Source organism: Pantoea sp. USHLN256, from assembly GCF_037149875.1.
Taxonomy (GTDB): Bacteria; Pseudomonadota; Gammaproteobacteria; order Enterobacterales; family Enterobacteriaceae; genus Pantoea; species Pantoea nemavictus.
In genome coordinates this window covers 663,011-688,223 of sequence record NZ_JBBCQO010000002.1, presented here as the reverse complement: position 1 = coordinate 688,223, position 25,213 = coordinate 663,011, and the positions used below count along the sequence as shown (strand labels likewise).

Sequence of the window (25,213 nt, the reverse complement as noted above, 5' to 3'; positions counted from 1 at the left end):
CATCCTAAAAATTAACTGACGAACGCCGGGTCGTAACACGATCACGGCCTCGCTATGGAGATTGCTATGCCATCGCAACGTGAAATTCGCTTGAATGCATTTGATATGAACTGTGTCGGACACCAGTCGCCGGGCCTGTGGGCGCATCCGCGTGACCGTTCCTGGCAGTATAAAGATCTGGAATATTGGGTGGATTTGGCGCGCCTGCTCGAGCGCGGCAAATTTGACGGTCTGTTTATTGCAGACGTGCTCGGCGTTTACGACGTGCTGAACGGCAACGGCGATGCAGCCATTCGCCAGGCGACGCAAGTCCCGGTTAATGATCCGCTGGCGCTCATCACCCCGATGGCGTTGGTCACCGAACATCTCGGCTTTGGTCTCACGGCGTCATTGTCGTTTGAACATCCTTATCCATTTGCCCGCCGCTTATCCACGCTCGATCACCTGACCAAAGGGCGCATTGGCTGGAACATCGTGACCTCTTATCTGGAGAGCGGTGCGCGCAATATTGGCCACAAAGCGCAGACCGATCACGATAGCCGCTACGATTATGCCGATGAGTATCTGCAGGTGGTGTACAAGCTGCTCGAAGGCAGCTGGGAGCAGGATGCGGTGTTACGTGACCGCGAACGCCGTATCTTCAGCGACCCGCGTAAAATCCATCCTATCAATCATCAGGGTACCTTCTTCAACGTGCCAGGCATTCATCTGTGCGAACCGTCACCGCAGCGGACGCCCGTGTTGTACCAGGCTGGTGCATCCAGCCGTGGTAAGCAGTTTGCCGCAGAACACGCTGAATGTGTATTTGTCGCTTCCCCGTCGAAAGTGTTGCTGAAGAAAACCGTCGCCGATATTCGCCGTCGTGCGGTGGAAGCTGGCCGCGATCCCTACAGTATTAAAATCTTCAATCTGCAAACCGTGATTGTTGGTGAAACCGACTTAGCGGCGCAGGCCAAGTGGAAGGAGTACACCAGCTGGGTGAGCTACGAAGGCGCGCTGGCGCTGGTATCGGGTTGGACAGGTATCGACTTCGGTCAGTATCAGCCGGATCAGGTACTGAAATACATCCACACCAACGCCATCCAATCAGCGGTTGAAACCTTCTCCACTGCCGATCCCGATCGCCAGTGGACGGTGCAAGCGCTGGCGGATTGGGTGGGCATCGGCGGCTTTGGCCCATTGATTGTTGGCAGCGCAGAAACCGTCGCCGATGAGTTGCAGGGCTGGATAGAGGATACCGACGTCGATGGCTTCAACTTCGCCTACGCCTTGACGCACGAAACCTTTGAAGATGTGGTTGAGCTGCTGATCCCGGAACTGCAGAAGCGCGGTGTTTACAAAAAAGAGTACGCGCAGGGCACATTGCGCGAGAAGTTATTTGCTGCCGGTCCACAGCTGCAGGCACCGCATCCGGGCGCGGGTTACCGCGTCAAAACTTCCACGCCGCAGGAGGTTTCATGATCGAGATAGATCAGCTAAGCAAGCACTACCGCGCGCCGGACGGCCGTGTGACCGAGGTGCTGAAAGCTATCAGCCTGCAAGTACCGCAGGCCAATATCACTGCGGTGGTGGGGCCGAGCGGCGCAGGGAAATCGACGCTGGCGAAATGCATCAGCCTGCTGGAGCAACCGAGTTCTGGCAGCATTCGCGTTAACGGCAGCGATCTCTCCCGGCTGGATGGCGAAGCGTTGCGCCAGGCGCGTCGTTCAATCGGCACGGTGTTCCAGTCTTCCGCACTGCTTCAACGCAAAACGGCGTGGGAGAACATCGCGCTGCCGCTGCACTATCTCGGCGTGGTGGATCGCGACATCACAGCGCGCGTGAATGAACTGCTGGAGAGCGTTGGCCTCAGCCACAAAGCCAAAGCCTATCCCGGTCAGCTCTCCGGCGGCCAACGTCAACGTATTGGCATTGCGCGTGCGCTGGCGTTGCGTCCCTCGGTGTTGCTGGCCGATGAAGCCACGTCCGGCCTCGATCCTGAAGCCACTGTCACCATCCTCGATCTGCTAAAAAGACTGCGCGATGACTACAAGCTGGCGATTGTCCTGATCACCCATGAAATGGACGCGGTAAGACAAGCAGCCGATGCGGTCGCCGAAATTCGCGATGGCCAAATTGTGCAGTATGGCGTGGTGAAAGAGCTGCTGGCACAGCCGGATTCTGTGCTGGGTCAGCGCCTGTTCCCGCTGACGCCGCAAGCGGGCGACGCCGAGCTGATACTACAGCTTAGCTATCGTACCGATGTGGCAGTTGCCAGTGACTGGATCTCACGCCTCAGCCAGCAGTTGGGTTTGCGTATTGACCTGCTCGGCGCGCACGTCGAGCAGGTCAATGGTCTGCAGGCCGGACGCTTGCAGGTGGGCATTCACTTCCAGCATGAGCGTGTTCCTCTGGCGCGTTTGCTGGCGCAATTAGAGCAACTGGGCTTAATCGCCAGCGTTTCGGGCAGCGTGTTACCACTGAGGGAAGCGGTATGAGCGTATCAGTGATAAGTCAGGATACGCCGTGGCCAGAAATCCCGGCATTGATGCTGCCCGCACTCGGTGAAACGGCGCTGATGGTCGCCATTGTGATGCTGTTCGTGGTGACGTTCGGCGGCGTAGTGGGCGTGGTGCTGTTTAACACCTCGCCGCGCGGTCTGTTTCCACATCGCGGCATTCATCGCGTACTCAGTTGGATCGTCAACATGGGCCGCTCGCTGCCCTTTCTGGTGTTAATGGCCGCCATCATCCCGTTCACCTTCTGGCTGACCGGAACCACCATCGGCATTCCGGCAGCGGTAGTGCCGATGATCGCCGCAGGCATTCCGTTCTTTGGTCGTCTGGTGGATAACGCGCTGCGCGAATTGCCTGGCGAAGTGACTGCGGTCGGCCTGGTATGCGGCGGTTCGCGCTGGCAAATCATCCGTTCGGCACAGCTCAGCGAAGCGCTACCAGCGATTGTCGCGGCGGTGACGCTCAATTTGATCTCCATGATTGAGTACTCCGCCATTGCCGGTACCATCGGCGCGGGCGGTATTGGCTATCTGGCGGTGGTGTACGGCTATCAGCGCTTCGATAACCACATCATGATCGCCACCATCGTGGTGCTGATCGCCTTAATTCAAACCATCCAGTTTCTCGGCGACCGCCTGGTTACCGCATTACGCCATCCTCAGGGGACCTCGTTATGACAACACAAGATTTTGAACTGCGTAAAACGCGGCGCTGGCCGTGGCTGCTACTGATTATAGTGGTCGTTGTACTGGCGGCAGGCGGTTGGTTCTGGCGCAGCCAGCAGCCGCAGGCGGTGGTATTTGGCAGCACGCTGAAAGTGCATTTTGAGCCGGCAATGGCGGGCGAACAGAAGTTGATTGAATACGTTGGCGAGCACATTGCGCCGGATTACGGCCTAAAACTTGAAGCCGTTGGCGTGCAGGATCCGGTGCAGGCCGACCGTGCAGTGGCGGAAGGGCAGTATGCCGCCACGGTGTATCAGCATCAGTGGTGGCTGAAGCAAGTGGTGGATGCCAACGGCTTTGCGCTGACTTCGGCATTACCGCTGTTCCAGTGGGCGTTTGGTATTTACTCCGATCGCTACAAATCAGTGGCCGATTTGCCGCAGGGTGCGACAGTTGTGGTGCCGGATGACGGTGCTAATCAGGGCCAGGCATTATGGCTGCTGGCGCGTCAGGGCTTAATCACGCTCGATCCCAACGTGGAGCCGCGCACCGCCAAGCTGAAGAATATCGTCGGCAATCCACACGGTTTTGTCTTTAAAGAGCTGGATTTGTTGACTATGCCGCGCGCGCTGAACTCGGTAGATGCGGCGATTGGCTATGTGTCGCAGTTCGATGCCGGTAAGGTACCGCGCGAGAAAGGTATTCTCTTCCCGCCTGCGCCGCGCACTTTCGCTTCGCAGCTGGTGATTGGTACGCCGTATCTGGAGCAGGAAAATATCGAGAAACTGAAAAAGGCTTTCTCCGATCCGCGCGTTCAACAATGGCTCAAGACCACCGACGATCCGCTGGTAAAAGGGGTGCTGGTGCCGGTTTCTGCTGACTAATTTTTCCCTTATTGCTACCACCCGGACTCGCCATGCGCGTCCGGGTTTTCCTGTTGCCTGATTTTAATTATGTTATTGATATATTTGTAAATTTATATCACTAAATGTTGTTTTGGCTCTACAAATTAAACGCTTATAACAACCTCACCTGCACTACAAAACAACAACGTGAGGCGTTATGAGTTCTCTTCCTTTAGAAAACACCTTTCCGTTATCTGAACCGGTGCGTTCGGTCAGTGACGTGTAGCGCGCTGGCGTCAGGCAGTGGCTGCACGTCATAAAAGTAGGGTGCGCATAAATGCGCACCCTACGAAACCCTCGTCAAATAACTGCACGGCGACCAGCTAGTTTGTGATGACTTACTTCTTATCCAGCGACCAGGTTGCGCTGCGTACATCCACTTTTACCGGCAACAAACCTACACGCGTAAAGGTATCGGCTAATGCCTGCTGCTCATCAAACACCTGCGGTGTCATGCGTGATGCGCCGTAAGGCAGACGTTTGATGGTGGTTTGCCAGATGGCTTTATCCAGGCCGGTTGATTTCGATAGAATGGCAGCGGCTTCGTCCTGATTCTTATTCGCCCAATCGCTGAGTTTGCTGAGCTCATCCACCACTTGCTTCGCGGTATCAGGATGGCCTTCGGCAAACGGACGGCTGGCAAGATAGAAGGTGTAATGTGGGACTAACCCTTCGGCGTTGCGGATTTCACGCGCATCGGCGTTCGCTTCTACTTCTGCAAGGTACGGATCCCAGATTACCCATGCATCAATCGCACCTTTCTGAAACGCCGCGCGGGCATCGGCCGGCGGCAGATACACTGGCGTGACATCCTTATAATTCAGTCCAGCATCTTCTAATGCTTTCACCAGCAGATAGTTCACGTCGGAGCCTTTATTCAGGCCAACACGTTTACCTTTTAAATCGGCAACGGTTTTAATCGATGAATCTTTAGGCACCACAATGGCTTCGGTTTTAGGGTTGGCGGGTGAATGGCCAAGATAGATTAAATCGGCTTTGGCTGCCTGAGCGAAAGCGGGTGGGGCATCGCCGGTAGCGGCCAAATCAATGCTGCCAACGTTTAATCCTTCCAGCATCTGCGGACCCGCCGGGAATTCTACCCAACGAATGTTGATGCCTTCTTTTTTAAAGGTTTCATCCAGCGTGCCGCGATATTTCAGCAAGGCAAAGATATTGGCTTTTTGATAGCCAATAGTGACGGTTTCTGGGTTAGCGGCAAAGGCGTGTGCGGAGAGCAGGCCAACGCTGAGGGCTAACGCACTCAGGACAGGAAGTTTTACTTTCATGATGATTCTCTCGTGGTTTTTTTGCCACCTTAGCAAAGGCCTTATATAACCAATAAATAACTAATTTCGATCGCTTATAACTGATTTTTATGTGATCCAGATCATTCACTGTAATCAGTATCCAACGCAATAGGGCACAGATATTTCCATAGATGCCCACATAATTAGCACGGTAATAATTTGTATAACAAATCAAAATGCCATTGCGATAAGCTTCTGTCAGGATAAGTAATTCCGCTGCCTGCATAAGGTCTTACCTGTTCTATGAAGTGGTTTTCACGAAGCGCAGTGCTGTTCTCTGCCAAAACCTGTCTTGCAGCCTTTCTGGCTTTTTATATCGCTCTGGAACTGAATCTCGATAAACCGGCCTGGTCACTGACTACAGTGTACGTTGCCTCACAGCTCTATTCGGGGTCGACAGTATCGAAATCGATTTTCCGCTTTTTCGGCACCGTGCTGGGCGGGCTGTTTACCCTGTTGATCTATCCCGCTACGGTGCAGGATCCGCTGCTATTTAGCCTGTGTATCTCGCTGTGGGTGGCGGTTTGCCTCTATCTTTCACTGCACGACCGCACGCCGAAAAGCTATGTGTTTATGCTGGCAGGCTATAGCGCGGCGATCATGGGCTTTCCCGACGTGGTGTCGCCCTCGGCCATCACCTACACGGTGATTTCCCGCATTGAGGAGATTACCGTGGCGATCATTTGCAGCAGCCTGGTCCATCGCCTGCTTTGGCCGGTTTCGATGCGCAATCTGTTAGAGCAGAGCGTCAACCTGTGGTATCAGAACGCGCGCAAGCTGTGCAGCGAACTGGTCACGGTGATGCCGGCCGATAAGTCAGTCGAGCGCGAGGATATTCTGGTGCAGATGGCTAACTATCCGCTGAATGTCGAAACGTTAATTACCCATTGCGTCTATGAAGGCGATGCGGCGCGGCGGCTGGTACGCTTAGTCAGCGTACAGTATCAGCACCTGTCATATTTTATTCCCACGCTGACGGCGATTGAATCGCGTCTGAATCTGCTGGCGCAGCAGCAAATCCACTTTCCTGACTACATCGCCGAGGTGTTCCAGCAGTTCTTGCTGTGGCTGAACGGCGAAGATCAGCTGCCGGTGCGCGATAAGCTGACTGGCGCGCAACAACAACTGAAGCAGGCCTGGCAACAGGGCAGGCTCAACAGCGAAGAGAGCATTCTGCTGATGGGCTTGCTGGAACGCTTGCTCAATTTCGTGCGCATTGTCGATGCCTATCAAAGCGTCAGCGAGCGCGTGAGTGAGTGGACGCCAGCGGTGAAAGCCGGAAAAATGGCGCGTGCGCACAAACATGTTGATAAAGGATTGCTGTTGCTGTCGTCGTTTACCGCCTTTATCGCCACGTTTGTGACCTGCGTATTCTGGATTGGTAGCGGCTGGGTTGATGGTGCCACCGCGCCGATGATGGCGGCCGTGCTCTGTTCCTTCTTTGCCGGAATGGACAGTCCGATTGCGCCGATGAAGTTGTTCCTAAAAGGCGTGTTGATCTCGGTGGTCATCAGCCTTCTCTACATCACCTTGCTGATTCCGCAGGCGGTCACCTTCGAAGCGCTGGTGATCTGCCTTGCGCCGGGTTTGCTGGCGCTGGGCTTGGTAATCGCCAATCCGTCGACCAACCTGATTGGTTTGATTGTCGCCACGCAGATTCCAGGCTTAATTGGCATGAGCCACAATTTCAAACCCGATCTACAGCTTATAGTGAACGCTATTCTCTCGACGCTGGTGGGCATTGCTTTCGCGGTGGTGATTACGGCGCTGATCCGCAACAAGCGTCCGTCGTGGACCGCTAAACGCGCGGTGCGCAAAGGTATACGCGAGCTGCTGCACTTTATCGCCACGGTACGTCTGAACAGCGTCACGCTGACGGCGCGCCAGCAGTTTGTCTCGCGCACGCTGGATAAGGTCAACATTATCCTGCCGCGTAAACGTGTCGATCCGGTACCGGAGCTGGTCTCTGGTGGCAATCTGATTGCTGAAGCCTGGTTGGGCGCGAACTGCTATGACTATTACACACGTCATCGCGAGCTATTACTTGCGCATCACATTGAGAGTGCGGCGATGTTTCATGAATTAAGCCAGTTTCTTAAACGTCGGCTGAAGTCGTTACAAAGCGTGCCACAACCAGAATTACTGGCGGAATTGAATACGCTGCTACTGCGGCTGGAGGCGGCGGCAATGCAGGAGAATTCGCTGTTTGCGCCGATGTTCCACCTGTTCAATATCCGCCTATCGCTGTTTCCCTCAGCGCGCTGGCCGGAAATCCCGTACAGTGCTGAACAGGATGTTTAAAACGGAGTTAAGCAGATGAAAGTGATCGGATTAATTGGCGGGATGAGCTGGGAATCTACCGCGCTCTATTACCGCATTATCAATGAACAGGTGAAACAGCAGTTGGGCGGTTTGCACTCTGCACGCAGCCTGATGTACAGCGTCGATTTCCATGAGATCGAAAAGTTGCAGGCCGCGGGTGAATGGCAAAAGGCGGGTGAAATTCTGGCAGCTGCCGCCATCAGCCTTGAGAAGGGCGGGGCGGATTTCATCGTGCTTTGCACCAATACTATGCACAAAGTGGCGCAGCAGATTACAGATGCGGTGAATATTCCGCTGCTGCATATCGCTGATGCTACGGCGCAGCGTATTCGGCAGGCTGGTGTGAAAAAGGTGGGTTTGCTGGCGACAGCGTTTACCATGGAGCAGGAGTTCTACAAAGGTCGGCTTCATCGGTCGGGAATTGAGGTGTTGGTGCCTGAAGCAGCAGAACGCAAGGTGGTGCACGACATCATCTATCAGGAGCTGTGTCTTGGCGTGATCCGCAACGAATCGCGGGCGCGTTATCGCGAGATTATCGCTGGGCTGGTGGAGCAAGGTGCCGAAGCCATCATTCTCGGATGCACTGAAATCACCCTGTTGGTGAAGCCCGAAGATGCCAGCGTGCCGTTGTTTGATACCACGTTGATTCATGCTGAAGATGCTGTAAAGCTGGCGCTATCGTAGGGTCGTCATTCATGGCGTAATGCTTGTCAGTTAGAGATGAAAACGCCTACCGAGCGCACACATTGTAGCGGCGCCATTCATTGCGCGATAAATCGCGCCGCTACGCAATGTGCGGTGTGTTGATGCGGCGCTTCACTGATCGGTAGCAGGCGATTCATGGCGACCTGGTTAACTACCGATCAATCTCCTCAAAATGCTGTTTCCAGTGAATCTGTGACGCAATAATCATCATCCACCAGCGGCAGATAGCGCCATTTATCGAAGGCAGTGCACGGATGCGAAATACCGCAGCCTACCCAATCGCCGACTTGCAGCTTTTCGTCGTCTGGCAGCAGTAAATACGCGTGTTGATCGTTAACGTCGCTGATGCGCAGGTGAGTCGCCGCGCGCGGTGCACTGCCATCGGCATTCCGGATCCATAAAGGATTGGGTAAATCCTGGTCGAAAGGCACATCGCGACGACCAAAATCCACGAAGGCTAATCCCGGTTCGGGACGTGATAATACGCGGCCCCAAATCTCGAGCGCAGCGTCAAAATGATGGCTTGCGCCCGGCTGGGCAAAGGGTGCAATGCGTGCGTACAGTCCGCTATCGTGCGCCATATAAGCACCGGAGCGAATCAGCGGCGTCATCGGCAGCGGCAGTTTGGCGGCAGTAAAACACGCTGTCACCACATCAAACCAGGCACCGCCACCGGCGCTGAGAATAATATGATCGCTGCTAAATAGCTGCTTTTCGGCCAGCAGTTCTGCAGTAGCGATCATCATCTGGCAGTAATCTTTGACTCGCTGAATACCTGCCGCATCGCGCCCTGCGCCCAGCGCGCCTTCATAACCGGCTACGCCAACCAGCTTGAGCGCAGGGCAGGCGGCGATAGCTTTTGCGATCGCCACCGCGTCCTGCGGGGAACGGCAACCGGTACGCCCGCCGCTGACTGACATCTCCAGCAGTACCGAGATCTGGCTATCGCCAAGATGTTGTGCCAACAGTTTTACGCCTTGCAGTGAATCGACGTAGCAGAGGAAACCGTGATCGGGATGCTGCCGTTGCCACTGCGCGATCCAGCGAATGCCCGCCGGATCGACCAATTGATTGGCAAGAAACACATTTCGAATGCCGAACTGCCGCAGTGCACGCACCTGCGCCGGCGTTGCCGCCCCCAAACCCCAGGCGCCGCCTTCGGTGATAGCGCGGCGCAGAATGGCCGGAGACATCGAGGTCTTACCGTGTGCAGCCAGCAGCACACCGTTTTCGCGGCAGAAGGCCGCCAGCTGACGCAGATTATTCTCCAGAGCTGACTGCTTCATGATCATCAGCGGAGAAAATACCGCATCGCTGCTCAGCACCGCTGTACCGAGAGCCAGCGGCGTATCGCCGGCGCCGGCTACCGATTTAAAACGGGGGGCGGGCTGTTGTGCATCGAGCAAACCTTCTGCCTGCAGTGGAAAACGAATCGACATAGCTCCTCCTTAATGCTCAAGTACGCGGGACAAAAACTGCTGGGTGCGCGGATTCTGCGGATTAACGAAAATCTGCTCGGGCGAACCCTGTTCAGCAATCACGCCTTGATCCATAAACACCACGCGGTCGGCGGTTTTACGCGCAAAGCCCATTTCGTGCGTGACCACCACCATCGTCATGCCTTCGCGCGCCAGGCTGCGCATCACTTCCATCACTTCACCCACCAATTCCGGATCCAATGCCGAGGTGGCTTCATCGAAGAACATGATTTTCGGCTCCACCGCCAGCGCGCGGGCAATCGCTACGCGCTGCTGCTGCCCGCCGGAGAGTTGTGCCGGATAATGATGTGCGCGTTCAGCGAGCCCAACGCGCGTCAACGCAGCCATACCGCGTTTGTTGGCTTCGGCTTCTGACAGCTTTTGCGCTTTGATCAGCGCCAGCGTGACGTTGCCGAGCGCGGTTTTATGCGGGAAGAGATTGAACTGCTGGAACACCATGCCGACGTGACCGCAGATTTCGCTGGCACGCTTGCGTTCGTGCAGCGGCACTGCGTTAACCCAAACTTCGCCGCCGTCGGCCACTTCCAGCCCGCTCATAATGCGCAGCACGGTACTTTTGCCGGAACCAGAGGCGCCAATCAGCACCAGCACTTCTCCCGGCGAAACATCAAGGCTGATCTCTTTCAATACCTGGGTTGAGCCAAAAGATTTGGTGATCCGGCTCAGCGTAATGGCGGATTTGCTCATGAAATTTGGCTCCTGGTTTGATGATGTTGAACCCAACGGGAAAGCGGGAAGCAGACGGCGAAATAGAGCAGGGCCACCAGGCCATAAACCACCACCGGCTGGCCGATACGATCGACAATCGCCTGGCCCTGATGCATCAGTTCGGACATGCCGATCATGCTGACAATCGAGGTGTCTTTAATCAGCGAAAGATATTGACCCGCCAGCGGCGGCAGCACGATGCCGCGCGTTTGCGGCAGGATGACGTTGATAAACGTCTGGCGCTTTGACAGCCCAAGAATCCATGACACTTCCCACTGGCCTTTCGGCACCGCTTCAATGCCGGCACGAAATACTTCGGCGATATACGCGCCTTGATAGATGCTCAGGCCCAGAATCCCGGCGGCAAACAGGTTGATGTCATAGCCAAAATAGGCCACACCGAAGTAGATGAACATCAGTGTGATCAGCACCGGCGTACCGCGAAACAGTTCGGTGTAGATAACAGCGATTTGTTTGGCAACCGGCAAGCGGCTGGTGCGCAGCACCGCAGCCAGTAGGCCGAGTAGCGTACTGCCAATAATTGCGGCGAAGGACAGCAGTAGCGTGATACCCAATCCTTTCAACAGAATCGGTAACGAACTGAAAATGAGGTCATTCATAGCGCGTTCTCCCGCTTCATCGGATTAGTCAGCCATTTTCTTGCCCACCACCAGGCGGACTTTTTTACTGGTGTCACCAGCGGCGGGTGGAACATGCGCCGTCCTGTAACCGTGCCCAACCATGAGAACAAATTACTCAATGCCAGATAGACCAGCGCAACCACGCTGAAGGTTTGGATATACAGCAGCGTCCGTGCGTTGATTACCGTGGCGGTGCCGGTCAGTTCTGGCAGCGCAATCGCTGACAAAAGTGAGGTGCCGAGCAGTAGTTGAATCAGGTTATTGATGATGGCCGGCCACACCGCGCGGGCCGCCTGTGGTAGCACGACGGTGAGAAACACCTGACGACGCGGAATACCCAGCACCCATGCGGCTTCGAGCTGGCCTTTCGGCACCGACTGAATACCCGCACGGAAGGTTTCGGAGAGATACGCACCGACGTTTATCCCCAGCGCCAGTACACCTGCGGTAAAGGCGCTCATGGTGATGCCGAGCGAAGGCAGGCCAAAGAAGATGATGAAAATCTGCAATAGCACCGGTGTATTACGGATGAACTCCACATAGCAGTGGCTGATCCAGCGCAGCGGCGCCAGCGGGGACGATTTTGCCAGCGCAGACAGCAAGCCGAGTACGACCGCCAGCCCGAACGCCAGCAGCGTCACCTGCAGGGTCAGCCATGCGGCTTCGAGGAAGGTGTCGGCATAGCGCCACAGGGTTAGCCATTGATAGCTCATGGTTCTGCTCCTTGGGGCGGCGCAGCATCAACTGCCGCGCCGCGTGCCATCAAAATTGCGGATTCAGCGGGTAGCGCGGTTTGTTACCAAACCATTTCTGATACAGCTGGGCGTTTTCGCCAGAGGCGTTAATTTCAAACAGGAATTCGTTTAGATAGTTGGTCCACACCTGGTCACCCTGTTTCACGCCGAAAGCGTTGTACTCCAGCGGGACCAGCGCTTCGTTGGTGACGGTTAAGGTGGGGTCGAGCTTGGCCTGATAGGCGAGGAAGTTGTTATCCTCGATCATCGCATCGGCCTGGCCCTGTTTCACCGCGAGAATCGCCGCCTGCGATGAGTCATATTCCTGAATCTTCACGTCGATACCCAGGTTGCGCACTTCGTCGCCGTTGGTCGAGCCTTTCACTGTGGCAATGGTTTTGCCGCCCATGTCGTGGGCCGATTGAATGCCGCTATTTTTGCGTACCAGCATCGCTTCACTGGCCACCACATACGGATGGGTGAAACCAATCTCTTTGGCGCGCTCCAGATTGCGAGTGAAATTACAGAACACGACATCCACTTTATTGGTTTGCAGATTAGGAATACGGTTGGCGCTGGTGGTATTGACCATTTCCAGCTTCACGCCCATCTCTTTGGCCAGCGCTTTGGCAAGGTCAACATCGTAGCCATCCGGGTTGCCGTCTTTATCGTAAAAACCAAACGGTGCGAAGCTCAGGCAATCACCCACGCGCAAGGTGCCACGCTGCAATACGCTTTGCAGGGCCGATTGCGGTGCCGCACCGGCTTCTTTTTTTTCTTCCGTTGGCGTACAACCCGCCACAGTCAGTAATACCAGCGCACTGGCTACCGCCTTGACGCCTGTTTTTAGCGATGTTGTTTTCATATCTATGCTCTCTTAAAGAATTTTGACGAGACGGCTTATTGCCGTTATTCAACAGCAAAATAGAAAGGCATCAATTAATAACAGGCTGTCCTGGTGTGAGCGCGGAAAGTAAAATTTCGCCAGCCTGATTTAACGGTAATAATTATTTACGGTCGGCGCGGAAACATTTCATATCTACTTCAACTTTGCAGTCGACGACCAAATCCTGCACGCTACAAATACGCGCTGGCGGATTGCCACTGAATATCTCACTGAATACTTTATTGAATGAACTGAAATAGCGTGCGTCGGTTAATACGGCAGTAACGTGTACCACATCTTCTACACGGTAACCGGCTTCGCGCATGATGGTCAGGCAGTTCTCGAAGGCTAGCTGCGTCTGTTCGATGATGCCGCCTTCTACCACTTCACCGTCGCGCATCGGGGTTTGGCCGGAGATATAGAGCCAGCCATCAGCCTCAACTGCCCGAGCGAACGGTAATTTTTGCCCGCCGGTTCCTGTTCCGCCTTCAACGCCATAACGTTTAATCGTCATTCCCTGCTGCTCCTTTTTGCGCATGGACGCGCATTCTGTGTTGTCTGGTATATCAGATTGCTATCTGCAATACCGGATAGGGCAAGATTTGCACAGGACGTTTTCATTTGCAATATGTGAAAGGCTATTTAATTTTTTGTGATGTCGTCGGGATCGCAAAATAAAACTCTGTGAGTAAGAATTAAAAATAATAGTGTGATGGCTATCGTGATTTTATAAAATCCGTAGAGATGCAATGCGCCATAATGAGGCCCCAAAACTGTACGCATTAATAAAGTGGTCATAATTAATTTTTATTTAATCCGGGATGGGTAAAAGCAGGTGTGCGGTGTATGATGTTTTTCTTTTATCGCCTTAACTATTGGTATCAGTGCAACAGGAGAGTGAGTGTATGCCGGATGAAAAACCCTCGCGGGCGCGCGGCGTTGACCGGGTTATCGATATATTTCGGCAGTTGCATAGCGCTCGCCAACCGATGTCAATGCGCGATCTGATCGAAGCGACAGGTGCGCCGCGATCCAGCATTTATGAATTAGTCAGCCTGCTGAGTGAAGCCGGTTTAGTTGAGCTGGATGCAGAGGGCGCGGTGTTTTTTGGCCGGGAGATGCACTATTACGGTGCGGATTATATGGCGCACAATGATCTGATTCGCCGGGCACATGAGCTGATGGTGGAGATTGTGGCGCGACACGGTGAAACCGTGCAGCTCTGTATGCTGGAGGGCAACAAATACACCGTGGTACTTTCTGAAAGTAATGCGCATCCATTTAAAATCACCTCTGATATTGGCGTGCGCGTGCCGATTACCTGGACGGCAACGGGCCGCTTGCTGCTAAGTAATTGGTCAGATAGCGCAATCCTGGAGCTGATCCCCGAAGAGGATTATCGTCTGGCCAGCGGTCAGATTCTCGACAAACAGGCGTTTCTCAATGAAATCCATCATGCCGGTAAACTCGGCTACTGCATGACAGAAGGGTTGTCCGAGAGCTTCACCTGCTGCATGGCGGCGCCTATCCGTTCGCGCAGCGGCCAGGCGGTGGCGGCGATCTGCTTTATGGTTAGTCGCGATACGCCGCAGGAACGGCGTCAGATGCTGCTACAGGAATTGATCACTTCAGGGCAAAAGCTGTCAGATTTCACCTAGCCAGCCAAATGCAAAACTCCGTTACAACTGATTGAAGTGGCGTTTATTTCCGTCACTTAAGGTTGTGTTAAGGTAATTGATAATAATAACTATTCTTCTTACCACGGAGTTTTGGCATGAAAACGCGCCTGCTTTTGGCAATGGGGTTACTGGCTTCAACGGCGGCTGCCGCCACCACCTATCCGCTCACCGTCACCGATATGGACGGCAACACGCAAACTATCAGCAAAGAGCCGCAGCACATCATCTTGCAGGACGGGCGCGACATCTTAACGCTGGCGCTGCTCGATCGGGACGATCCATTTAAGCGCGTGGTCGCGTGGAACAACTTGCCGAAAAAGCAGGACACGCAATTCTGGAATGTGCTGAAAGGGCGCTGGCCGGAAGCAACCAAAATTGTTGATATGGGCTTTAACGATCAGGGCCAGGTCGACCTTGAAAGCGTACTGGCGCAGAAGCCGGACCTGATGATTGCGCAGCTGCGCGCCAAACCGGCATTACAGCAGTCTGGCGTGCTCGGCACCCTGAATAATCTGCATATTCCTGTGGTGTTTGTTGATTACGAACTGCACCCGGCACAGAACACTGCGCCGAGCGTCACGCTGCTGGGTAAAGTGTTGAATCGCGAAAGCCAGGCTGCCGCCTACACAGATTTCTACCAGCAAAAATTTGCACGCATTAGCAAAGGCGTGGCTGAAGTGAAAAACAAGCCGACCGTCTTCATCGAACCGATCGCCGGTAATAGCGATAACTGCTGCTTCACGCACAGCCACAACGGCTGGGGTGGACTGGTGGAAGCGGTGGGCGGGAAGAATATTGGATCGGAGTTACTGCCAGGTAATGCCGGGTTTGTGGCACTGGAAAAGATCATTGCTATGAAACCTGATGTTTACATCATGACCGGTTCTAAGCGTCCGAATGCCAACGTGCTGCCGTTTGGTTATGGCGTCCAGCCGCAAGAAGTTAAAGCAACCTTCCAGACGCTTTTGAAACGCACCGGTTTAGCGCAGATCGAACCGGTGAAAGAAGGGCGCGTATATGGCGTTTATCACCACTTCTATAATCACCCGTACAACATCATTGGCATGGAAATTCTGGCGAAAGATCTTTATCCGCAGCAGTTTGCCGACCTGACACCGAACGCAGATTTCCGCACCCTCGTGAAAACCTTCACTACCTTGCCGGATGACGCGATTGACTTGAGCTACCCCAACAATCAGTAATCTTCGTTTGCCAGGTGCGCACAATGCGCACCTTACCTCTCCCACTCTGGTTTTATAGCGGCTATCCGCAATCAACCCACATTCCTCAATGACAATATTAATTGTTATGTTATAACATAACGAAAACATCAGCACACTTGTCTTTCCATGTTGTGAACTTTGTCTTTTGAAGGAGTTGTCATGTCTGCAAAAAACCATCCATCCCGCGAATACAAAAAACTGCCGGTCACCGTGCTTTCCGGTTTCCTCGGCGCGGGTAAAACCACGCTGCTCAACCACATTCTCAATAACCGCGAATGCCTTCGCGTGGCGGTGATCGTCAACGATATGTCCGAGGTGAATATTGATGCTGCGCTGGTGCGCGACGGCGGGGCGGAGCTATCGCGTACCGACGAGAAGCTAGTGGAAATGAGCAATGGCTGCATCTGCTGCACGCTGCGTGAAGATTTGCTGCTGGAGGTGAACCGTCTGGCAAAGGAGGGGCGTTTCGATAACCTGGTGATTGAATCCACCGGGATTTCCGAACCGCTGCCGGTAGCCGAAACCTTTACCTTCGCCGATGAAGAAGGGCAGAGTTTGTCTGCAGTGGCGTCGCTCGACACCATGGTGACGGTGGTCGATGGTTTCAATTTCCTGCGCGACTATGAATCAAATGAAAGTATTCAGTCACGTGGTGAGTCGCTAGGTGCAGAAGATGAGCGCACGGTGGTGGATCTGCTGGTCGATCAAATCGAATTCTGCGACGTGCTGATCCTGAATAAAACGGATCTAATAAACGAGGCAGAAAAGGAGCGTCTGATGGCGATTCTGACCTCACTCAACCCGCGCGCCAATATCATCACCTCTGCATATGGCAAAGTGGAGCTGGACCAGGTACTCAACACCGGATTATTCGATTTTGACGCTGCGGCGCAGGCGCCAGGCTGGCTGCAGGAGCTGCGTGGCGAACACACGCCGGAAACCGAAGAGTATGGCATTCACAATTTTGTCTTTCGTGCGCGCCGTCCTTTTCATCCAGTGCGCTTTTCCCAAGTGATTGAAAACGAGCTCAACGGCGTGGTGCGCTCCAAAGGATATTTCTGGCTCGCCAGTCGTCCACGTCATGCCGGTTCATGGTCACAAGCGGGTGGTGTGTCACGTCAGGGCTTAGCGGGAATGTGGTGGGTCAGCGTGCCGAAAGAGCGCTGGCCACAAGACGAAGAAAACCTGCAGTACATTCTCGATAACTGGGTTGATGGTAGCGGTGATGCGCGCCAGGAACTGGTATTTATCGGTATCGATATGGATGAAGCGGTGCTGCGCGACAAGCTGGAAAATGCGCTGTTAACCGATGACGAGATGGCGTCTGGGCCGGATCGCTGGGTAGAACTCCCCGACCCGTTCCAGCCGTGGTTTAATTAATACGTTACCTCTGCGGGAGGCTTGCCGGCCTCCCTAAGGCTTCCCCAACCACATCGACACTTCCACGCCATCATTAAACGGCAGCGAGATGAATTCGCCGCTGCCGTGCACCAGCTGGAGATATTCCGGGCTGAAGTCAGCATCATCCGCGACGATCAGCGCGCCGGGACGCAAATACGGTTGCACTAACGCCAGAATCTCCGGATAGATCGCTTTCGCACCGTCCAGCACCAGCATATCAATGGATGCAGGTAAATCGCTGCTCAAGGTGGCTAACGCATCACCTACGCGCACTTCAATCAGATCATTGACGCCGGCATCAGCGAAATGATTGCGCGCCAGAGCCACTTTACCCGGCTCGAATTCGCAGGTGATGATGTTACCGCCGCCGTTATCACGTAGCGCTGCAGCTAAGTGCAGCGTGGAAATACCAAACGAGGTGCCAAACTCGATGATCGTTTTTGCTCTGCTACTGCGTGCCAGCATATAGAGCAACTTGCCGGTTTCGCGCGAAATCGCCAGCGGCACATCTTTCAGGTGAGCATACAGTTCGATGTAATCAGTTTTGCTACGCAGCAGGCGATTTTGCTCTGCGTCAGACATCGTTCTAAACGCTTCATTAGTGGGATGGGCCATATTATCGGCGAGCTCAAACAGGTAGTTCAGCAACGGGGCTAATGGCGCGGAGGTTAAGGTGTTCATGGTTTTTTCCGTATATCAAAAAGTGGATTAAGCTGTGCGAACAGAATACGATGAATCATTCGCATTTCACTATTCGTGTTCTGGAGTTACTGATGACGGAAAGACGTAACGCTAAGATTTCTGAGAGAAAACGGCCAAAGCAAGCGCGCTCCAGCGAGTTGGTTTCGGCTATTTTACAAGCCGCTACTCAGGTTTTAGAGCAGGAAGGCGCCACGCGTTTTACCACCGCGCGCGTGGCGGAGCGCGCGGGCGTAAGTATTGGCTCGCTTTACCAATATTTTCCCAATAAGGCCGCTATTCTTTTCAGATTACAAAGCGAAGAGTGGCAGCGCACCGGCAATCTATTAGGCGCGATATTACGCAATAGCGCCGCTACACCGCGCCAGCGTTTGCACGATCTCACTCTGGCTTTTTTGCAATCGGAATGTGAAGAAGCTGCGATGCGCACGGCGCTTAATGATGCCGCGCCGCTCTATCGCGATGCCCCGGAAGTTCAGGAAGCACAAGCCGCCGGCGAGAACGTTATCAGTGATTTCCTGCTTGAACTGCTGCCGCATTCGGAGGAGGAAGATCGGGCGCGTGCCGCCGATTTGATCAACAGCACGCTAGGCAATGTGGGTAAACATTTTTCTGAATCGCCGCGCACGGCCGCTGAGATTAAAGCCTATGCACATGACATGGCGGAGATGTTCTGTGCCTGGATCAGAGAAAAAGGCGCTGACTTACAGTAAAAGATGGACTGGAAATCTCTGAAAGCGGTGATCAAACTCATTATTCACATTCTCAATAATCCACACCGCGAGTAAGCTTAACAAAGACCTTTTTAAAGCCAATGGCGAGCAAATACGGGAGAGCAAAATGGCAGTGAAAATGATTGCAGTGGACATGGATGGAACGTTTCTCGACGACAATAAGCAGTACAACGTGCAACGCTTTGCGCGTCAGTATGCGCTGTTGAAAGAGAAGGGCATTCGTTTCGTGGTCGCCAGCGGCAATCAATATTATCAACTGCAGCGCTATTTTCCTGATATCAAAGATGAGATTGCCTTTGTAGCGGAAAACGGCGCCTGGGTTTCTGATAATAATGAAGAGATCTTCTGCGGCGAACTGGCGCCGGAGCGCGTGCATCAAATCCTCGATATTTTGGCCAAAGAGCCGGACATTAGCACGGTAGTGTGCGGCCGTAACGGCGCCTATGTGCACACATCGATGCCCGATGAGGTGATTGGTATGTTGGCGAATCACTACCATCGCCTGGAAAAGCGCGACAATCTTTACGATATCGATGACACCATCTTCAAGTTTTCCCTGAATCTGGCGCATGAAGGCGTAGAGGCTTTGATGGAGCGCCTGCACGCCGAACTGGGCGCGATTGAAAACATTATGCATCCGGTTTCCAGCGGATTTGGCTTTGTCGACCTGATCATTCCTGGCTGCCATAAAGCACACGGCATCGCATTGCTGCAGGAAAAATGGGGTATTGATGATTGTGAAGTGGTAGCGATTGGTGACAGTGCCAACGACATCGAAATGCTGCGTCAGGCCTGTTATAGCTTCTCAATGGCTAACGCCGCCGCACCGGTGAGCGCGGTATCGCGTTACAGAACCGAAAGCAATAATGATGAAGGCGCACTGAATGTGATAGCCCGCCTGCTGGCGCGCGAAGAGCCATTTAGTTAAGTACGCCGTTCATTCACTGCACATCCTGAAGCGGCGCAATAAATTGCGCCGCTTCAATGCCTAAACAGGCTAACTAAAATATCCCGCCTCATTCATATCCTGCAGTAAACCCGGTCCGTTTGGCTGCCAGTTAAATGTCTGGCGCGTCCACGCACTGGATGAAGGATTATCAGCCGACGCAAAGAAAGCCATCCAGCCCAGCCAGGTTTTGGCTTCTTCCAGCGTCAGGCTCTTCACCGGCAGCGCTAATCCTGCACCGATAGTTTCGGCAATCTGCCGAAACGGTATACCTTCCTCCTGCACGGCATGCAGAATGGTACCCGGTTCAGCCTGTTCAGCGGCAAGGCAAAATAGCTCGGCGGCATCGTCGCGATGCACCGCAGGCCAACGATTTTCTCCTTCGCCGACATATACCGCTGCGCCTTTTTCCTTCGCCATATTGATGATCATCGGGATAAAACCATGGTCGCCCGCACCATGCACCGTCGGCGGCAAGCGAACTAACGCCACGCGCACACCGCGATCGGCTAGCGCCAATGCGGCGACGTTAGAATTAGACCGTGGATGTGCGCCCGCTGCCGGACGAATCTGTTCGGTGGCGAGTTGTCCTGGTGCGACTAACGCGGTGCCGGTGGTGACAATCAGCGGGCGGTTGGAGCCAGCCAGCACGTCGCCCATTGCCAGAATAGCGCGTTGATCGACTGCGGCAGCATGATCCATGCGGCTAAAATCGTGGATGTATCCGGCATGAATGACGCCGTCGCTTTGCTCTACCGCACTGCGTAAGCTGGCGAGATCTTCCAGCTCACCGCGTATTACCTGCACACCTTGCTGATGTAATTTCTCTGCTGAAGCTTCGCTGCGTGCTAAACCCAGCACTTCAGCGCCTCGTGCCTGCAGTTTTTTCACAATGGCGGAACCAATAAATCCGCTCGCCCCAGTCACAAAAATTCGCATAATCGTGCTCCACTTTTTCAAAGTTGAAGCACTATCATAAAAGTCTGCGTGGCGGCGAAAAGCCGTGAGCTTATACAGGTATACGCACTAACAGGATGAAGGCATGACTCAGCAAGATGACAATGTGCTCGGCAACTATCTGCGTGAACGCCGCCAGCGGCTGGATGCAGCGAAACTCGGTTACACGCTGCTCCGCCGTCGTACGCCGGGCCTGCGTCGGGAAGAAGTGGCGGTGCGCGCCTGCGTCAGTACCACATGGTACACGTGGCTGGAGCAGGGCAGAGGTGGCGCGCCCTCTGAAGAGGTGCTGGAACGCCTGGCCAAAGCATTAGAATTGAGCGCTGCTGAGCGCGATCACCTGTTTTTGCTGGCGCAGAACCGGCTGCCGGGCGTGACCTGGCAAGCAGGCGTAGACGTTTCGCCTTCGCTGCAACGCGTGCTCGACAGCATGGAACACACGCCCGCGCTGGTGAAGACCGCTGAGTGGCAAGTGGTGGCGTGGAATCGTGCCGCCACCAAAGTGTTTGTGGATTACGCCGAGTTGCCGCCGGAACAGCGCAACATTTTGCTGATGATGTTCCGCAACGAAGAGATGAAAAAACGTTTACCCGATTGGCATCAGGTCACTCGCGGCATGGTGGCCAACTTCCGTGCGGACGTGGCGCGCACCGGTGCCAGCGAGCATGTGCGCGCGCTGGTAGAGGAGCTGAGCGAAATGAGCGAAACCTTCCGCCAGCTATGGCAATCGCAGGAAGTTAGCCAGCATGGCGAAGGCATCAAACAGTTGTGGCTGCCGGACGAAGGCGTGCTGGAGCTGGAGTACAGCACCTTTGCCGTGGAGGGCAAACCCGGCTTGAGTCTGGTGGTATTTAATCCGCGTCAGCAGCGCGATCGAGATTGTGTGGCTCGACTGATGACGCGTCCTTAGCATGGCGATAGCAGGTTTCCATTTCATCCAGCGCCGCCTGATTTTCCAGTCCCCACTGATACATCTGCTCGATCGGTGCCGCGAACGTCATGCCGAGCGGCGTTAAGCGGTAATCCACTTTCGGCGGTATCACATCATAAACATGGCGGGCGATCAGCCCGCGCTGCTCCAGCTCTTTCAACGTTTGAAACAGCATCTTCTTCGATATCCCCTGCAGGCTGCGCTGTAACTCACCGGTGCGTGCACGGTGATTCGGCCAGTGATACAACGCATGCAGCACCATGCTGCTCCATTTCACAGAAAACAGATCCATTAAGCGTCGCGGCGGCGAATCCGCATAAAAAAATAGTTTACCGTCAACGATTGCGGGCACCGTATGCGCCTCCTGTATGGTTACCAAATGGTAACTACTATCAATTCTGCACCATGTTCACTATAGTCTGCCGCCTTCAGTTAGCCAACGCCAGCCCATTTTGGAGGCAGTATGAAAATCAATGCATTAGTGGCGCACGACGCGACCAAACCTCTCTCATCCAGTCAGATTGCGCTGCGTCCGCTGCAGCAGCAGGATGTCAAAATTGAAATTCTCTACTGTGGCGTATGCCACTCCGATTTGCATATGGCACGTAACGAATGGGCGGTAAGCCGTTATCCACTGGTGCCGGGCCATGAAATCATCGGACGTGTGGTGGAAACCGGTGCGGATGTGACGAATTTTAAAGCCGGCGATGTAGTAGGCGTGGGCGTGATGGTGGATTCCTGTCGTGAATGCCATTTCTGCCAGCATAAAGAAGAGCAGTATTGCGAATCCGGTTTCGTCGCGACTTACAACGGTATCGATAAATACACCGGCGACAGCACCTGGGGCGGCTATGCGCAAAACGTGGTGGTTGATCAGCATTTTGTGGTTTCGGTACCGCAGACATTGCCGTTAGCCGGCGTTGCGCCGCTGCTGTGTGCCGGTGTAACGGTGTGGTCACCGCTGCGTCACTTTAATGTTAAAGCCGGTGATAAAGTTGGCGTAGTCGGTTTGGGCGGCTTGGGTCATATGGCGGTTAAATTGGCGAGCGCGATGGGCGCAGAGGTCACGCTATTTACTACTTCGCCTGCTAAAGGTGAGGACGCATTGCGCTTAGGAGCGAAGCGCGTCGTCGTTTCCCGTGATGCGCAGCAGATGGCCGCCGCGCAAACGTCACTGGATTTCATCGTTGACTGCGTTTCTGCACCACACGATCTCGATCCTTATCTCGCCACGCTGAAAACCAACGGCCGTTTAGTGCTGGTGGGGATTCCGGAGCAACCGCATCAGTCGCCTAACGTGACGCCAATGGTAAATCGTCGATTAAGCATCAGCGGTTCTTCGATTGGCAGCATTCAGGAAACCCAGGAAATGCTGGATTTCTGCGGCAAGCATAACATTACCGCCGATATCGAACTGATTGCCGGTGAAGAGATTGAAACGGCCTTTGCACGTATGCTGAAAGGCGAGGTGAAGTATCGCTTCGTTATCGATATGCAAGCGACTCACTGGTAAAAAAGTACCGCCCGTGCCTTGGCATGGGCGGTTTCAGTCTGAAATCGCCACATCGGAAGGGCTATAACTGATTGATGTGGTTGGAAATAAGCAAAGATAAAGTTCTGAAATTCTCCCTTCATCAAAATTACGCCATATAGTTACAACATACTGTAATGCATAGATTGAACAGCGCCGAATTTTGACTTCTGCAAATGCATTGTTTAATCAGGGGAGGTTGGCAGATGTGGTCAATCACGATGAAATCCTATGCATTTTACATCGTGAAGTTTTGACATCCTCCCCCTTATATCCGCTAGTGTTTAATTCCTTTTCAAGGAAAAACTTCTTCCTGGAGAGATAAAGCTAAAACTCTATATCATTGAAAAAACTCTGTTATTTTTATGGCATATAAATTGCAAAGATTGGCGCAATGTAGGATGTACCTCCGACGCGTGAAATGATTTTCACGATGAAATAAGAGGTTATCTGTTCTCTCTTTCAATCGGCTATGAAATGAAAATAATTATTACCTTTGGCACCTTTGACGTTTTCCATGTAGGGCATGTGAATATTTTGCGACGCGCAAAAATGCTGGGCGATCGGTTGATTGTGGGAGTTTCATCAGATGCACTGAATTTCCATAAAAAAGCACGCTATCCGATCTATGAAGAGAGTGACAGGTTATCAATAATCGCGAGCATGAAGTATGTTGATGAGGTTTTTCTGGAAGAGTCTTTGGAGTTAAAGCCTGACTATATTAAACAATATAACGCAGATATTTTAGTTATGGGTGATGACTGGAAAGGCAAGTTTGACCACTTCTCATCGCTGGCTGAAGTCGTTTATCTAGAGCGCACGCCGACTATTTCAACCACATCGCTGATTGAGGTGATAAAAAAGCGGTTATAACATCAATCCTGTCACCAGACTGATGTTTATGTAGCCGCTTTCAGTCTAATGCTTGTATAGCATCAACAATGACCTGTGCTGCGCGCATACCCGCGCTTCCATCATTAAATGCATCACAATACTCAGTCTTGATATTTTGCAGCGTGTCAATATTGTTGCGCCAGGGATACTCATCAGATAAATAATGCCTGATGTCTGGCATATCACGCGCTACGGGTAGAAATTGTCGAACTTGTTGTTCCGGGCTTTGGTGATTGCTATAGGATTTATTATCTTTTAGTAAGTCACCCATTCCTTCCCAGTCCAGTAAAATAATTTTTTTATCTGCGTTGATGGCGTCAAAAATAAAACCACTATTATCGCTAATGACATAATCTGCATGTTTTAGCAGTGCAAAGGTGGCGCTATTATCCACTACAATTCTTTTCAGGAAACGCTTGGCCGTTTTGAGTGCCTGTCTTTCACTCGCTTTATAGAGGGTCGCATGATGCAATTTAGTGATGACATTGTATTCAGTGCTCAGACGGCCCAGCCGTTCTGCCCAGTGTGGTAATGAGCTTAGATCGCCATAGGTAGGCGCATAAAGAAGCGTGGATTTGGTTGCAGATAGTTTCAAATTATCCGGAATATCTTGCGAATAAGTCTTGTTATGCCAGTCATCAAAGCGCGGATTACCGACAACCTTAACACGCGCAGGAAGATTTAATGATTTTTCCGTATAGTGGCTATAACATAAAATAGAGTGATATTTTTTATTCCATTCAGCATGATTCCATTCGTTTTTAGCCAGACCATAAACGGTACGAATATGAACTCTGGCCATATCCTGAGCATAGGGAAGGTGATAAGGACTAACAAGACATAAGTATGTTTTAGACTGTTTTATTACCGTGGATAGCAAAGAACAGGTTAGCTTTTTAACCTTAACTGTGCGTAAGAAATCGAGCATGTTTTTGACAAAATCATCTTCTATCAAGTCATTAATAATAATTTCGCACGAAATTTTACTATCAAGTAGTTTCAGAATGATGTTTCGATAGACATCATAATGAAACGATGTCTCCATAAAAAAACCTACAGCAGGTCCTTTATTGAGCGTAGTAGATGACATAATTATTTTAATCCTGAGCAGAATGATGTTTGTATGAAGCAAAAACCATGCCAGACAAAAAATGTGTCATGACGGGGAATTCAACGCGGAACGGCGGATGCTGCGGAAGCCACATTTCCCGTAGCGGAAAAGGTAATACCACGAGAAAATAGTCAAGATATGAAAGTATGGCAGGGCATTTTAGCCGCTTTCATATCTTATTTCGTCAGGTAACCGTTATAGCAAGCCTATCCATGCGACTTTTCGGAAGTGCGTCACATC

The 25,213-nt window shown here is 52.9% G+C and carries 25 protein-coding genes; 14 read left to right on the top strand and 11 right to left on the bottom strand.

Annotated elements, in window-relative coordinates; all coding sequences use genetic code 11:
- The first annotated feature begins 66 nt into the window (after positions 1–66).
- Genes WFL93_RS08055 through WFL93_RS08040 form a run of 4 tightly spaced genes read left to right on the top strand, consistent with a single transcriptional unit; the run spans position 67 to position 4,044 of the window.
- A complete protein-coding gene (locus WFL93_RS08055) occupies positions 67–1,461 on the top strand; it encodes an LLM class flavin-dependent oxidoreductase (protein ID WP_336777806.1) in 1,395 nt (464 codons plus the stop codon).
- Positions 1,458–2,477, top strand: a complete 1,020-nt coding sequence (locus WFL93_RS08050) for a methionine ABC transporter ATP-binding protein (protein ID WP_336777805.1) — start codon at positions 1,458–1,460, stop codon at positions 2,475–2,477. The genes WFL93_RS08055 and WFL93_RS08050 overlap by 4 nt, the downstream gene beginning before the upstream one ends.
- Positions 2,474–3,172 carry a methionine ABC transporter permease gene (locus WFL93_RS08045; RefSeq protein WP_049853116.1) on the top strand — a complete coding sequence of 233 codons (699 nt, stop codon included), beginning with the start codon at positions 2,474–2,476 and terminating at the stop codon, positions 3,170–3,172. The genes WFL93_RS08050 and WFL93_RS08045 overlap by 4 nt, the downstream gene beginning before the upstream one ends.
- Entirely contained in the window at positions 3,169–4,044 is an 876-nt protein-coding gene (locus WFL93_RS08040; RefSeq protein ID WP_336777804.1) for a MetQ/NlpA family ABC transporter substrate-binding protein, read from the top strand. Before WFL93_RS08045 ends, WFL93_RS08040 begins: the two co-directional genes overlap by 4 nt.
- A 359-nt stretch (positions 4,045–4,403) precedes the next feature.
- On the opposite strand, the gene WFL93_RS08035 is transcribed toward WFL93_RS08040, so the two are convergent.
- Complete coding sequence (locus WFL93_RS08035) at positions 4,404–5,351, bottom strand: sulfonate ABC transporter substrate-binding protein (RefSeq protein ID WP_336777803.1); 948 nt, start codon at positions 5,349–5,351, stop codon at positions 4,404–4,406.
- Between the two features lie 264 nt (positions 5,352–5,615).
- On the opposite strand from WFL93_RS08035, the gene WFL93_RS08030 reads away from it, so the two are divergent.
- Together WFL93_RS08030 and WFL93_RS08025 are read left to right on the top strand one after the other, a co-directional pair.
- On the top strand, positions 5,616–7,673 hold the full coding sequence (locus tag WFL93_RS08030) for an FUSC family protein (protein ID WP_336777802.1): 2,058 nt from the start codon (positions 5,616–5,618) through the stop codon (positions 7,671–7,673).
- Positions 7,674–7,688: 15 nt separating this feature from the next.
- Entirely contained in the window at positions 7,689–8,378 is a 690-nt protein-coding gene (locus WFL93_RS08025; protein ID WP_336777801.1) for an aspartate/glutamate racemase family protein, read from the top strand.
- Between the two features lie 188 nt (positions 8,379–8,566).
- On the opposite strand, the gene WFL93_RS08020 is transcribed toward WFL93_RS08025, so the two are convergent.
- The 6 genes from WFL93_RS08020 to WFL93_RS07995 all read right to left on the bottom strand — a co-directional run bounded on the left by WFL93_RS08020 (position 8,567) and on the right by WFL93_RS07995 (position 13,381).
- A complete protein-coding gene (locus WFL93_RS08020) occupies positions 8,567–9,838 on the bottom strand; it encodes an alanine racemase (RefSeq protein ID WP_049853123.1) in 1,272 nt (423 codons plus the stop codon).
- Between the two features lie 9 nt (positions 9,839–9,847).
- Positions 9,848–10,585: an amino acid ABC transporter ATP-binding protein gene (locus WFL93_RS08015; RefSeq protein ID WP_180824117.1), complete on the bottom strand. Its 738-nt coding sequence runs from the start codon at positions 10,583–10,585 to the stop codon at positions 9,848–9,850.
- Positions 10,582–11,226, bottom strand: coding sequence for an amino acid ABC transporter permease (locus tag WFL93_RS08010; RefSeq protein WP_336777800.1), 645 nt, complete (start codon positions 11,224–11,226; stop codon positions 10,582–10,584). The genes WFL93_RS08015 and WFL93_RS08010 overlap by 4 nt, the downstream gene beginning before the upstream one ends.
- Positions 11,223–11,960, bottom strand: coding sequence for an amino acid ABC transporter permease (locus tag WFL93_RS08005; RefSeq protein ID WP_336777799.1), 738 nt, complete (start codon positions 11,958–11,960; stop codon positions 11,223–11,225). The genes WFL93_RS08010 and WFL93_RS08005 overlap by 4 nt, the downstream gene beginning before the upstream one ends.
- Positions 11,961–12,009: 49 nt before the next feature.
- Complete coding sequence (locus WFL93_RS08000; protein ID WP_336777798.1) at positions 12,010–12,846, bottom strand: ABC transporter substrate-binding protein; 837 nt, start codon at positions 12,844–12,846, stop codon at positions 12,010–12,012.
- Positions 12,847–12,988: 142 nt separating this feature from the next.
- The gene (locus WFL93_RS07995) at positions 12,989–13,381 is read right to left on the bottom strand and encodes a RidA family protein (protein ID WP_008109150.1); all 393 of its coding nucleotides are present in this window, start codon (positions 13,379–13,381) and stop codon (positions 12,989–12,991) included.
- 391 nt (positions 13,382–13,772) lie between these two features.
- On the opposite strand from WFL93_RS07995, the gene WFL93_RS07990 reads away from it, so the two are divergent.
- The 3 genes from WFL93_RS07990 to zigA all read left to right on the top strand — a co-directional run bounded on the left by WFL93_RS07990 (position 13,773) and on the right by zigA (position 17,149).
- Positions 13,773–14,525 carry an IclR family transcriptional regulator gene (locus tag WFL93_RS07990; RefSeq protein WP_336777797.1) on the top strand — a complete coding sequence of 251 codons (753 nt, stop codon included), beginning with the start codon at positions 13,773–13,775 and terminating at the stop codon, positions 14,523–14,525.
- A 116-nt stretch (positions 14,526–14,641) separates the two neighbouring features.
- The gene (locus WFL93_RS07985) at positions 14,642–15,748 is read left to right on the top strand and encodes an ABC transporter substrate-binding protein (protein WP_336777796.1); all 1,107 of its coding nucleotides are present in this window, start codon (positions 14,642–14,644) and stop codon (positions 15,746–15,748) included.
- Positions 15,749–15,928: 180 nt separating this feature from the next.
- Positions 15,929–17,149 carry a zinc metallochaperone GTPase ZigA gene (zigA, locus tag WFL93_RS07980; protein WP_336777795.1) on the top strand — a complete coding sequence of 407 codons (1,221 nt, stop codon included), beginning with the start codon at positions 15,929–15,931 and terminating at the stop codon, positions 17,147–17,149.
- 33 nt (positions 17,150–17,182) lie between these two features.
- On the opposite strand, the gene WFL93_RS07975 is transcribed toward zigA, so the two are convergent.
- Complete coding sequence (locus tag WFL93_RS07975; RefSeq protein WP_336777794.1) at positions 17,183–17,851, bottom strand: O-methyltransferase; 669 nt, start codon at positions 17,849–17,851, stop codon at positions 17,183–17,185.
- Positions 17,852–17,943: 92 nt separating this feature from the next.
- Here WFL93_RS07975 and WFL93_RS07970 point away from each other — a divergent pair, with 92 nt between their 5' ends.
- Together WFL93_RS07970 and WFL93_RS07965 are read left to right on the top strand one after the other, a co-directional pair.
- Positions 17,944–18,582, top strand: coding sequence for a TetR family transcriptional regulator (locus WFL93_RS07970; protein WP_049853132.1), 639 nt, complete (start codon positions 17,944–17,946; stop codon positions 18,580–18,582).
- A 127-nt stretch (positions 18,583–18,709) separates the two neighbouring features.
- Positions 18,710–19,531 carry a Cof-type HAD-IIB family hydrolase gene (locus WFL93_RS07965; RefSeq protein ID WP_336777793.1) on the top strand — a complete coding sequence of 274 codons (822 nt, stop codon included), beginning with the start codon at positions 18,710–18,712 and terminating at the stop codon, positions 19,529–19,531.
- Positions 19,532–19,600: 69 nt separating this feature from the next.
- Here the strand turns inward: WFL93_RS07965 and WFL93_RS07960 are convergent, their stop codons facing one another.
- Positions 19,601–20,488, bottom strand: coding sequence for an SDR family oxidoreductase (locus WFL93_RS07960; RefSeq protein ID WP_336777792.1), 888 nt, complete (start codon positions 20,486–20,488; stop codon positions 19,601–19,603).
- A 103-nt stretch (positions 20,489–20,591) separates the two neighbouring features.
- On the opposite strand from WFL93_RS07960, the gene WFL93_RS07955 reads away from it, so the two are divergent.
- Positions 20,592–21,416: a helix-turn-helix transcriptional regulator gene (locus WFL93_RS07955; RefSeq protein ID WP_336777791.1), complete on the top strand. Its 825-nt coding sequence runs from the start codon at positions 20,592–20,594 to the stop codon at positions 21,414–21,416.
- On the opposite strand, the gene WFL93_RS07950 is transcribed toward WFL93_RS07955, so the two are convergent.
- A complete protein-coding gene (locus tag WFL93_RS07950) occupies positions 21,358–21,789 on the bottom strand; it encodes a winged helix-turn-helix transcriptional regulator (protein ID WP_049853136.1) in 432 nt (143 codons plus the stop codon). The genes WFL93_RS07955 and WFL93_RS07950 overlap by 59 nt on opposite strands.
- A gap of 111 nt (positions 21,790–21,900) precedes the next feature.
- On the opposite strand from WFL93_RS07950, the gene WFL93_RS07945 reads away from it, so the two are divergent.
- Positions 21,901–22,950, top strand: coding sequence for an NAD(P)-dependent alcohol dehydrogenase (locus WFL93_RS07945; RefSeq protein WP_336777790.1), 1,050 nt, complete (start codon positions 21,901–21,903; stop codon positions 22,948–22,950).
- A 495-nt stretch (positions 22,951–23,445) separates the two neighbouring features.
- Complete coding sequence (locus WFL93_RS07940) at positions 23,446–23,841, top strand: adenylyltransferase/cytidyltransferase family protein (protein WP_336777789.1); 396 nt, start codon at positions 23,446–23,448, stop codon at positions 23,839–23,841.
- 40 nt (positions 23,842–23,881) lie between these two features.
- Here WFL93_RS07940 and WFL93_RS07935 read toward each other — a convergent pair whose 3' ends face one another.
- Positions 23,882–24,952: a CDP-glycerol glycerophosphotransferase family protein gene (locus tag WFL93_RS07935; RefSeq protein WP_336777788.1), complete on the bottom strand. Its 1,071-nt coding sequence runs from the start codon at positions 24,950–24,952 to the stop codon at positions 23,882–23,884.
- Positions 24,953–25,213 lie beyond the last annotated feature (261 nt).